Annotated in this window: 11 protein-coding genes; 10 read left to right on the top strand and 1 reads right to left on the bottom strand. The window is 68.8% G+C overall.

All coding sequences use genetic code 11. The features are described 5' to 3' along the window. Positions 1-148: 148 nt before the first annotated feature. The 4 genes from RSA25_RS01205 to xth all read left to right on the top strand — a co-directional run bounded on the left by RSA25_RS01205 (position 149) and on the right by xth (position 5,683). Positions 149-1,576 carry a DcaP family trimeric outer membrane transporter gene (locus tag RSA25_RS01205; protein ID WP_332807094.1) on the top strand — a complete coding sequence of 476 codons (1,428 nt, stop codon included), beginning with the start codon at positions 149-151 and terminating at the stop codon, positions 1,574-1,576. A gap of 92 nt (positions 1,577-1,668) precedes the next feature. Next, the gene (locus tag RSA25_RS01200) at positions 1,669-3,318 is read left to right on the top strand and encodes an MFS transporter (protein ID WP_332807093.1); all 1,650 of its coding nucleotides are present in this window, start codon (positions 1,669-1,671) and stop codon (positions 3,316-3,318) included. A 99-nt stretch (positions 3,319-3,417) separates the two neighbouring features. Continuing rightward, entirely contained in the window at positions 3,418-4,833 is a 1,416-nt protein-coding gene (locus RSA25_RS01195) for a coniferyl aldehyde dehydrogenase (protein WP_332807092.1), read from the top strand. 82 nt (positions 4,834-4,915) lie between these two features. Then, a complete protein-coding gene (xth, locus tag RSA25_RS01190) occupies positions 4,916-5,683 on the top strand; it encodes an exodeoxyribonuclease III (protein WP_332807091.1) in 768 nt (255 codons plus the stop codon). A 60-nt stretch (positions 5,684-5,743) separates the two neighbouring features. Here the strand turns inward: xth and RSA25_RS01185 are convergent, their stop codons facing one another. Beyond that, complete coding sequence (locus RSA25_RS01185; protein WP_312735528.1) at positions 5,744-5,995, bottom strand: GlsB/YeaQ/YmgE family stress response membrane protein; 252 nt, start codon at positions 5,993-5,995, stop codon at positions 5,744-5,746. Between the two features lie 90 nt (positions 5,996-6,085). Here RSA25_RS01185 and RSA25_RS01180 point away from each other — a divergent pair, with 90 nt between their 5' ends. From RSA25_RS01180 to RSA25_RS01155, 6 genes are all read left to right on the top strand, one after another. After that, a complete protein-coding gene (locus RSA25_RS01180; RefSeq protein WP_332807090.1) occupies positions 6,086-6,676 on the top strand; it encodes a 4'-phosphopantetheinyl transferase superfamily protein in 591 nt (196 codons plus the stop codon). A 33-nt stretch (positions 6,677-6,709) separates the two neighbouring features. Beyond that, on the top strand, positions 6,710-7,348 hold the full coding sequence (rsmG, locus tag RSA25_RS01175) for a 16S rRNA (guanine(527)-N(7))-methyltransferase RsmG (protein WP_332807089.1): 639 nt from the start codon (positions 6,710-6,712) through the stop codon (positions 7,346-7,348). Positions 7,349-7,559: 211 nt separating this feature from the next. Further along, positions 7,560-8,357 (top strand): ParA family protein, encoded by a 798-nt coding sequence (locus tag RSA25_RS01170; protein WP_332807088.1) that lies wholly within the window; start codon positions 7,560-7,562, stop codon positions 8,355-8,357. Further along, positions 8,357-9,280, top strand: a complete 924-nt coding sequence (locus RSA25_RS01165) for a ParB/RepB/Spo0J family partition protein (RefSeq protein ID WP_332807087.1) — start codon at positions 8,357-8,359, stop codon at positions 9,278-9,280. Before RSA25_RS01170 ends, RSA25_RS01165 begins: the two co-directional genes overlap by 1 nt. A gap of 36 nt (positions 9,281-9,316) precedes the next feature. Beyond that, a complete protein-coding gene (locus RSA25_RS01160) occupies positions 9,317-9,625 on the top strand; it encodes a helix-hairpin-helix domain-containing protein (RefSeq protein ID WP_332807086.1) in 309 nt (102 codons plus the stop codon). 90 nt (positions 9,626-9,715) lie between these two features. Next, positions 9,716-10,681, top strand: a complete 966-nt coding sequence (locus tag RSA25_RS01155; protein ID WP_332807085.1) for an NAD-dependent epimerase/dehydratase family protein — start codon at positions 9,716-9,718, stop codon at positions 10,679-10,681. Positions 10,682-10,745 lie beyond the last annotated feature (64 nt).

Here is a 10,745-nt window from a genome sequence, read left to right as displayed (position 1 = left end):
TTGCGGTCGCCGGTGGCGCCCGCGTCGTACGCGCCCCGATGGGGCGCGTACGACTAATGGCCAATAGCTCCCATCGCGTGGCGGCCGCACTGTCGGTTCGACCGCGCCCAGCGCGGCGTTCGACTTGCCACCCGGGAGAGAGGGCAACATGAGCCACCGTATTCTCAAGACGACACGCCGGCCGTTGGCCGCCGCCATGTTCGTCGCATTGCTCGCGCCAGGCATGGCGTTCGCCGATACCGCCAAGGAAAAGGCCCTGGAAGCCCGCATCGCCGAGCTGGAGCGGCAGGTGCAGATGCTGGTGTCCAACAGCCAGCAGCAACAGGCGCAGATCAGCCAGACCCAGACCGAGGTCAGCGCGGTCAAGACCGTGCAGGCCCAGCAGCCGATGGCCGCGCAGGTGCCCGCCGGCAAGCAGCCGATCCAGGTCACCACCATCACCCCGGGCGCCGCGCCGGGCACCACGGTCAAGATCGGTGGCTTCATCAAGGCCGACTTCCTGGCCACCCAGACCGGCGATGGCCAGCTGGCCGACGATGCCACCGGCCGCGCGCTGTACCTGCCGGGCCAGACTCCGGTGGCCGGTGCCGGCGGCAGCGGCAAGCGCTCGGACGTGGACTACAACGCCCACGCCAAGTTCTCGCGCTTCAACCTGGGCATCGACAACGTCAGCGAAGGCGGCAACAAGGCCGGCGCGTTCTTCGAGATGGATTTCTTCGGCAACTCGCTGGGCAGCCAGACCGCCACCAATACCTACGGGGTGACCCTGCGTCACGCCTACATGTACTGGAACAACTGGATGGCCGGCCAGACCTGGTCCAACTTCATGGACGCCGCCTCGCTGCCTGAAGCGGTCGATTTCGTCGGCCCCACCGACGGCGTGCTGTTCGTGCGCCAGGCCCAGATCCGCTACACCCAGGGCGGCTTCAGCGTCGCGCTGGAAAACCCGGAAACCACCGTGCTCACCGGCACCCGCAACCCGGTCACCGGGGCGTGGAGCAACGCGGCCAGCAATTCCGACCGCGGCTCGCTGCCGGACCTGACCCTGCGCTACGGCTGGAAGGGCGACTGGGGCACCTTCGGTGTCGGCGCGATCGTGCGCCAGCTCAAGGTGGACAACCAGGCCACCGGCGCCGATGCGGACAAGATCGGCGGCGGCCTCACCCTGGGCGGCAAGTGGGTGATGGGCAGCACCGACACCCTGCATTACCAGGTCAGCGGCGGCGAAGGCATCGCCCGCTACGTCGGCCTGGGCATCACCGCCGACACCGCCTACGACGTGGCCCGCGACGAACTCAACCCCACCGGCGTGCTGGCCGGCTATGTCGGTTGGCGCCATGCCTTCAGCCCCAAGCTGCGCACCAACCTGATCTACGCGCGCAGCGACTACGACAACGACGGCAGCCTCGGCCCGCTGGTCACCAAGAGCGTGCAGAGCATCCGCGGCAACATCTTCTATACCCCGATGCCCAAGGTGGATATCGGCGCGGAGTACATGTACGGCGTGCGCGAGATCGAGGATGGGCGCAAGGGCGACATCAACCGCCTGCAGTTCACCACCAAATACAGTTTCTAGGAATGCGTGCCGGCCCACGGTCGGCACCTGCGTGAAACCACCAACACTGCGATGGCCGGCCAACGGCCGGCACTACCGAGGGGATGCTTCCCATGTCAACGACACCTGCACCAACCACGCTTACCCAGGGACACAAGAAGGTCATCTTCGCGTCCAGCCTGGGCACCGTGTTCGAGTGGTACGACTTCTTCCTGTACGGCTCGCTCGCGGCGATCATCGCCAAGCAGTTCTTCAGCGGGGTCAATGAAACCACGGGCATGATCTTCGCCCTGCTGGCATTCGCCGCCGGCTTCTTCGTGCGCCCGTTCGGCGCGGCCTTCTTCGGCAGCCTCGGCGACCGCATCGGCCGCAAGTACACCTTCCTGGTCACCATCCTGATCATGGGCATCTCCACCTTCCTGGTGGGCGTGCTGCCCAACTACGCCTCGATCGGCTTTGCCGCCCCGGTGATCCTGATCGTGCTGCGCCTGGCCCAGGGCCTGGCAATGGGCGGCGAGTACGGTGGCGCGGCCACCTACGTGGCCGAACATGCCCCCGAGGACAAGCGCGGCCTGTACACCAGCTTCATCCAGTGCACGGCCACGCTGGGCCTGTTCATGTCGCTGCTGATCATCCTGGCCTGCCGCTATTTCCTGGGCAATGAAGCCTTCGAGGCCTGGGGCTGGCGCATCCCGTTCCTGGTCTCCATCGTGCTGTTGGGCGTGTCGGTGTGGATCCGCCTGCAGCTGAGCGAATCGCCGCTGTTCCAGCAGATGAAGGCCGAGGGCAAGGGTTCCAAGACCCCGTTCCGCGACAGCCTCAAGGGCGGCAACCTCAAGCTGATGCTGCTGGTGCTGCTGGGTGCCGCGGCCGGCCAGGCCGTGGTCTGGTACGGCGGCCAGTTCTATGCGCTGTTCTTCCTGAGCAGCATGCTCAAGGTCGATGCCACCACCTCCTACCTGCTGATCGCCGCCGCGCTGGCACTGGGCGTGCCGTTCTTCATCTTCTTCGGCTGGCTGTCCGACCGCATCGGCCGCAAGAAGATCATCCTGGCCGGCTGCCTGCTGGCGGCCGTCACCTACATCCCGATCTTCAAGGGCCTGACCCACTTCGCCAACCCGGCCATCGAAGAAGCGCGCACCAACTCGCCGGCCCTGGTCGTGGCCGATCCGAACACCTGCTCGTTCCAGTTCGATCCGGTCGGCATGCGCAAGTTCACCAGCTCCTGCGACGTGGCCACCGCGGCACTGACCAAGGCCGGCGTGCCGTATGAGGTCAAGCCGGCCGCGGCCGGTTCGCTGGCCATCGTCAACGTGGGCAGTGCCAGCGTCACCTCCTACGAGGCGGCCGGGCTGACCAAGGAAGAGGGCAAGGCCAAGGCCGACGCCTTCGGTGCCGAGCTCAAGACCGCGCTGACCACCGCCGGCTACCCGGCCAAGGCCGACAACGCCCGCATCAACATCCCCGGCACGATCTTCATGCTGTGGCTGCTGGTGCTGTACGTGACCATGGTCTACGGCCCGATCGCCGCCTACCTGGTGGAGCTGTTCCCGACCCGCATCCGCTACACCTCCATGTCGCTGCCGTACCACATCGGCAACGGCTGGTTCGGTGGCTTCCTGCCGGCGATTTCCTTCGCGCTGGTGGCCGGTACCGGCAACCTCTACTACGGCCTGTGGTACCCGATCATCATCGCGCTCATGACGGTGGTCATCGGTGGCCTGTTCCTGAAGGAAACCCGCGGCGTGGACATCACCAAGTAACGGTGGGCCACACGGCATGAGCAAGGGGCCGCGATGCGAATCGCGGCCCTTTTCGTTCCCGTGACACGCGCTCACGCATCCTCTCGCTATAGTCGCCCCATGAGCGATGCCCACACCGATCCCGCCGCGCTGCCCGCGCTGCTCCAGACCCTGCGCAGCGCCTGGCAGGCCAACCGCCCGTCGCTGGACCAGCGTCGCAACGATCTGCAACGCCTGCGCGCCGCGCTGAAGGCGCAGATGCCGCAGATGGCCGATGCCATCGCCGCCGATTTCGGCCACCGCTCCCGCCACGAGTCGCTGATCGCCGACGGCATGACCGTGCTCAACGAGATCGACCACCTGCTCAAGCACCTGCGCCGCTGGGCGCGCCCGCGCCGGGTCGGGGTGGGCTGGCGGTTCTGGCCGGCCCGGGCGCAGACCCGCGCGGTGCCGCTGGGCGTGGTCGGGGTGATCTCGCCCTGGAACTACCCGGTCAACCTGGCGCTGATCCCGCTGGCCACCGCCATTGCCGCTGGCAACCACGTCATCCTCAAGCCGTCCGAGCACACGCCGCGCACCAGCGCGTTCCTGCAGGCGCTGCTGGCCGGCGTGTTTCCCGCCGATCGGGTGGCGGTGGTGCAGGGCGACGGTGCCCTGGCCAGCGCACTGGCCGGCTCGCCGCTGGACCACCTGGTGTTCACCGGTTCCACCGCCATCGGCCGCAAGGTCATGGCCGCCGCCGCCGAGCACCTCACCCCGCTCACCCTGGAACTGGGCGGCAAGTCGCCGGCCATCGTGTGCAGCGACTACCCGCTGGACAAGGCCGCCGCGCGCCTGGCCACCGGCAAGTGGTTCAACGCCGGGCAGACCTGCATCGCCCCGGATTACGTGCTGATCGACGGGCGCCGCCAGCGCGAGCTGGTGCAGCAGCTGCAGACCCAGGTCCGCGCGCGCTATGGCGATTTCAGCGATGCGGCCGACTACAGCCGGATCATCCACGAGGGCCAGTACCAGCGGCTGCGCGGGTACCTGGACCAGGCGCGCGAACGCGGCGTGCCGGTGATCGAGCTGGCCACGGTGGAGGCCGAACGCGCCGCCCGCGAGCGCCTGATCGTGCCGACCATCGTGCTCGACCCGCCGGCCGACCTGGACCTGATGCAGGAGGAGATCTTCGGGCCGATCCTGCCGGTCTGCGCCTACCCGGACCTGGACGCGGCGCTGGCCGAGGTGCAGGGCCGCGACCGCCCGCTGGCGCTGTATGTCTTCAGCCAGCAGCGCGCCACGGTCGAGCGCGTGCTCGGCCAGGTGGTGGCCGGTGGCGTCACCGTCAACGACACCCTGCTGCATTTCGCCATCAACGACCTGCCCTTTGGCGGCGTTGGCCCCAGCGGCATGGGCGCCTACCACGGCCGCGCCGGCTTCGACGGGCTGAGCAAGCAGCTGCCGATCCTGTGGCAGTCGCGCTGGGCCGCCAGCGACCTGCTCAAGCCGCCGTATTCGAAGATTGCCGGGATGCTCAAGGCGATGGTGCGCTGACCGGCGCCCAGCGCTGCCGGCCAGCGACCGGCACGACCCGGCACCGACCAACGGTCGGTGGCTACCCGGTAGAATGGCGCCCATGAAAATCGCCTCCTGGAACGTCAACTCCCTCAACGTGCGCCTGCCGCACCTGGAACAGTGGCTCACCGCGTTCGCACCGGACGTGGTCGGCATCCAGGAAACCAAGATGGAGGACCACAAGTTCCCCGACGCGGTGCTGGCCGGGCTGGGCTATCGCAGCGTGTTTGTCGGGCAGAAGACCTACAACGGCGTCGCACTGCTCTCGCGCGAACCGGCGCAGGACGTGCAGATCGGCATCCCCGGCTTCGAGGATGAGCAGAAGCGCGCCATCGCCGGCACCGTCAACGGCGTGCGCATCATCAACCTGTACGTGGTCAACGGCCAGGACATCGGCACCGACAAGTACGCCTACAAGCTGCGCTGGCTCGAGGCCGTGCATGCGTGGGTGGAGGCCGAGCTGGCCCGGTACCCCGAGCTGGTGGTGATGGGCGACTTCAACATCGCCCCGGATGCGCGCGACGTGCACGACCCGCTGGTCTGGAACGAAAACCACATCCTCACCTCCACCGCCGAGCGCGGCGCGCTCAACAAGCTGCTGCAGCTGGGCCTGCACGACGCCTTCCGCCTGCACAGCGAAGAAGAGGGCATCTTCAGCTGGTGGGATTACCGCGCCGCTGGTTTCCGCCGCAACCTGGGGCTGCGCATCGACCTGACCTTGGTCTCCGATGCGCTCAAGGCACGCGCGATCGCCTCGGGCATCGATCGCGAGCCGCGCACCTGGGACCGGCCCAGCGACCACGCCCCGGCCTGGGTGCAGTTGGGCTGAGCCCCAAAAAACAAGGCCCGGCATTGCCGGGCCTTGTGCGTGCAGCGGTGGCCGCCAGGATCAGCGGATGCTTTTGCGCGTGAACAGATTCACGATGGCCAGCAGGATCACCGCACCGATGAGCGAGAACAGGAACGTGCGAAGCGTGATCGCCTCGTTGATGCCACCGCCGAACAGGAAGCCGGCAATCAGCGCACCGACGATGCCCACCACGATGTTGAGGATGATGCCCTGTTGCGCGTCGCGCCTCATGATGATGCTGGCAAGCCAGCCCACGATGCCGCCGACGATCAGCCAGATGATGATGCCCATAGCCATGACTCCCAGGTTGCGTGAAGAACGGGGCCAGTTGACGGCAACCCCCGTGAAATCGTCGTGCAGCCGCACTCACCGGGCGTACGCATGAGCGCGGCCGCCGACCAGTGGCGGTTCGGCCCGGTCACGGTCTGGTGCCGCCCGCACGTGGACGGCCCGCGTGGCGAGCCGCAGGCGCGGGTGCTGCTGGCCGCCGCGCTCGGCGCCGACCCGGCCACCCTGCCGCTGCAGCGCGATGCCCGTGGCCGCCCGGAGCTGCATGCGCCGTTGTCGCACCTGGGCACCGGCTGGAGCCACAGCCACGGCCTGTTGCTGGTCGCGCTAGGCGAAGGCGTGCGGCTGGGCGTGGACCTGGAACCGCTGCGCCCGCGCCCGCGCATGCGCGAGATCATCGAGCGCTTCTTCCACCCGGCTGAAGTAGCCTGGCTGCTCGGCCTGGACGAGGCCACCCGCCATGGCTGGTTCTTCCGGGTGTGGTGCGCCAAGGAAGCCATCCTCAAGGCGCAGGGGCAGGGCATCTCCTTCGGCCTGCACCGGCTGCAGCTGGCCCCCGATCCCGGCGGGGCCCTGCACCTGGCCTGGTGCGATCCCGAACTGGGCACGCCCGGCCGCTGGCACCTGCACGAATGGCAGGCCGCTGCCGACTTCCGCGCGGCGCTGGCCTGGCACGCGCGTTGAGCGATGCGGGTTTTGACCTGCGATAATCGCCGCATGACCGAACACACCCTCCCGGCCGGCGTGGCCGACGCGCTTGAGCGTGGCCTGGCCGCGATGCATCTGGACGCCGCGCTGGCGCCGCCGCTGCTCACCTACCTGGCCCTGCTCGACCGCTGGAACCGCACCTACAACCTCACCGCCATCCGCGATCCGCTGGAGATGGTCACCCGCCACCTGCTCGACTCGCTGGCCATGCAGCCGCACCTGGAAAGCGGCACCCTGGCCGACCTGGGCACCGGGCCCGGGCTGCCGGGCATCCCGCTGGCCATCGCGCGCCCGCAGCTGCAGGTGACCTTGGTGGAGAGCAACGGCAAGAAGGCCCGCTTCATGCGCGAGGCCGTGCGCCAGCTCGGCCTGGACAACGCCCGGGTGGCCGAGTCGCGCGCCGAGGCCCTGGCCGAACCCGGTCACTACGACCACCTCACCGCGCGTGCGATGGACACCCTGGCCGGCATCATCGCGGTCGGTGGCCACCTGCTGCGCCCCGGCGGCCGCCTGCTGGCCATGAAGGGCCAGTACCCGCATGACGAAATCGCCCAGCTGCCGGCGGGTTGGACGGTGGAGCAGGTGCTGCCGCTGCACGTGCCCGGGCTCACCGGCGAGCGCCACCTGGTGGTGGTGGCCGGTCCCTGAGCGTGATCGCGCGGCGTCGCGGCGCGCGCGCGGGCGCACGCCCGGATCGCGCGGCAAGCCCCGCCGCCGTTGCCGATGCGCTGTCCACCGGGCGCATCGCCAGCCGGCCCGGCGGGGTGCGGGCGGCCCCCGGCGCGCATCTCACAGTGCATGACACGCCCCATGACCGCATAATGACCAGTCCCACTCCCTGCCGATGAGGCTCACCCGCATGGCCCGCATCATCGCCATCGCCAACCAGAAAGGTGGCGTCGGCAAGACCACGACCGCCGTCAATCTGGCCGCCTCCCTGGCTGCTGCACCCAAGCGCGTGCTCCTTGTCGACCTCGATTCCCAGGGCAATGCCACCATGGGCAGCGGCGTGGACAAGCGCGAAGTGGCCGCCTCCACCTGCGACCTGCTGCTGGGTGAAGCCACCGCGGTCGAGGTCCGGGTCACCACGCCGGAAGGCTTCGACCTGTTGCCGGGCAACATCGACCTGACCGCCGCCGAGATCCAGCTGATGGACCAAGGCGAGCGCGAGCAGCGCCTCAAGCGCGCGCTGGCCCCGGTCCGTGACGAATACGACTTCATCCTGATCGACTGCCCGCCGGCGCTGTCGCTGCTCACCTTGAACGCGCTGGCCGCCGCCGATTCGGTGATCGTGCCGATGCAGTGCGAGTACTACGCGCTGGAAGGCCTGAGCGCGCTGGTGGAAACCATCGAGGCACTGCGCGCCAACCTCAATCCCAGCCTGGAGATCGAGGGCGTGCTGCGCACCATGTTCGACGTGCGCAACAACCTGGCCAACGCGGTTTCGGCCGAACTGACCGACCACTTCGGCGACCGGGTGTTCCGCACCATCGTGCCGCGCAACGTGCGCCTGGCCGAAGCGCCCAGCCACGGGCAGAGCATCGTCGGCTACGACCGCGCCTCGCGCGGCGGCGTGGCCTACCTGGGCCTGGCCGGCGAGATCATCCGCCGCCACCAACAACGCAACAAGGCCCACACGGCCGTGGAGACCGCCTGATGAGCACCAAGCCCGCCCCCGGCAAGAAACGCGGCCTCGGCCGTGGCCTCGATGCGCTGCTGGGGCCCAAGGGCGCGGTGACTCAGGTGCAGGCGGCGGCCGTGATCGAACCGCAACCCGGCGAAGTGCTGCGCAAGCTGCCGGTGGGCCACCTGCAGCCGGGCAAGTACCAGCCGCGCCGGGACATGGATGAGACCAAGCTCGCCGAGCTGGCCGAATCGATCAAGGCCCAGGGCGTGATCCAGCCCATCCTGGTGCGCCAGCTGGGCCCGGACAGCTTCGAGATCGTCGCCGGCGAACGCCGCTGGCGCGCCTCGCAGCTGGCCGGTCTGGATGAAGTGCCGGTGGTGGTGCGCGAGCTGGAAGACCGCACCGTCATCGCGATGGCGCTGATCGAGAACATCCAGCGCGAAGACCTCAACCCGCTCGAAGAAGCCGAGGCGCTGCAGCGCCTGATCAGCGAATTCGCCCTGACCCACGCCGAGGCCGCCCAGGCCGTCGGCCGCTCGCGCGCGGCGGTGTCCAACCTGCTGCGCCTGCTCGAGCTGCCGATCGCCATCCGCCTGCTGCTGGAAACCCGCCGGCTGGAAATGGGCCATGCGCGCGCGCTGCTCACCCTGGCCCCCGAGCTGGCCAGCAAGCTGGCCCAGGAAGCGGCCGACCAGGGCTGGTCGGTGCGCGAGGTGGAGCACCGCGCGCAGCAGTTCGCCGCGGGCAAGGTGCCGGCCAACCTGCGCCGCAAGCCGGCCGCCAGCGCGCCGCAGGCCGATATCGCCTCGCTGGAAACCGAGCTGTCCGAGTCGCTGGGCGCCCGCGTGGCGATCAACCACGGCCGTGGCGGCAAGGGCAAGCTGATCATCCATTACACCGACCTGGACACGCTGGATGGCGTGCTCGAACGACTTCGCGCACAGAAGGGCTGAGAGCCCCGAACGGCACCTGAGGATCCCCCGCACGCAATGAACCCAGCCAAGGTCGACCGCAACCATCTGTTGCGTCTGACCGACCTGCCGAATGTCGGGCCGGCCTGTGAGAAAGATCTCCGTCTGATCGGCATCCGCGTGCCGGCGCACCTGCGCGGACGCGATGCCTACGACATGTACGCGCAGCTGTGCCTGCGCACCGGGGTGATGCACGACCCGTGCGTGATCGACGTGTTCCTGTCGATCGTGCGCTTCATGCAGGGCGAGGCCCCGCGCCCATGGTGGGATTTCAGCAAGGAACGCAAGGCCACCCTGGCCCGGGACGCGCCGCTCACCCTGTGGTGACCGGCGGCGGTGGCCGCGTCGGGCCGCCGGGCATGCCGGATGGGCCCGCACGTTGCACAATGTGCGCCTGAGCTCACCGGAACCGCTGCCATGACCCTCCTCGTTACCGGCGCTGCCGGCTTCATCGGCGCCAACACCGTCCGCGCCCTGCTCGACGCCGGCGAGACGGTGGTCGGGCTGGACAACTACAACGACTACTACGATCCGCAGATCAAGCGCGACCGCGTGGCCGCGCTGTGCCCGGAGGCGGACATCCGCACACTCGACCTCACCGACCGGCAAGGCCTGGCCGCGTTGTTCGAGGAGGTGCAGCCCACCGGCGTGATCCACCTGGCCGCCCAGGCCGGCGTGCGTTACTCGCTGGAGAACCCGCACGCCTACGTGGACAGCAACCTGGTCGGCTTCGTCAACATCCTCGAGCTGTGCCGGCATCGCGGCGTGGCGCACCTGGTGTATGCCTCCAGCAGCTCGGTGTATGGCGACTCGGCCACCCCGCCGTTCTCCGAGGACCAGCGCATCGACAAGCCGCGCTCGCTGTACGCGGCCACCAAGGCGGCCAACGAGCTGATGGCCTACACCTACGCCCAGCTGTACGGCCTGCACGCCACCGGGCTGCGCTTCTTCACCGTGTACGGCCCGTGGGGCCGGCCGGACATGGCCCCGCTGCTGTTCTCGCGCGCGGTGCTGGCCGGGCGCCCGATCGAGGTGTTCAACGACGGCAAGATGCAGCGCGACTTCACACATGTTTCCGACATCGTGGCCGGTATCCTCGGCGCGCTGGCGCATCCGTCCGGCGAGGACGTGCCGCACCGTGTGTTCAACCTGGGCAACCACACCCCCATCGAGCTGGAACACTTCATCGGCGTCATCGAGGCCGCCGCCGGCCGCCCGGCGCACAAGGTCTACAAGCCCATGCAGCCCGGCGACATGGTCCGCACCATGGCCGACACCACGCGCGCCCATGACGCCTTCGGCTACGAACCGGCCACGCCGATCGAGCGCGGCCTGCCGCCCGTGGTGGCCTGGTGCAAGGCTTATTTCGGCGATCACGCCTGACACACATCCGCCGATTCATCTTCGGATAACCTCGGGCGCGGAGAATGCGCGCTCTTTTTCGATC

Origin of the sequence: Stenotrophomonas sp., from assembly GCF_036662295.1 — a bacterium.
Lineage (GTDB): Bacteria > Pseudomonadota > Gammaproteobacteria > Xanthomonadales > Xanthomonadaceae > Stenotrophomonas.
This window is presented reverse-complemented; position numbering and strand designations above follow the sequence as displayed.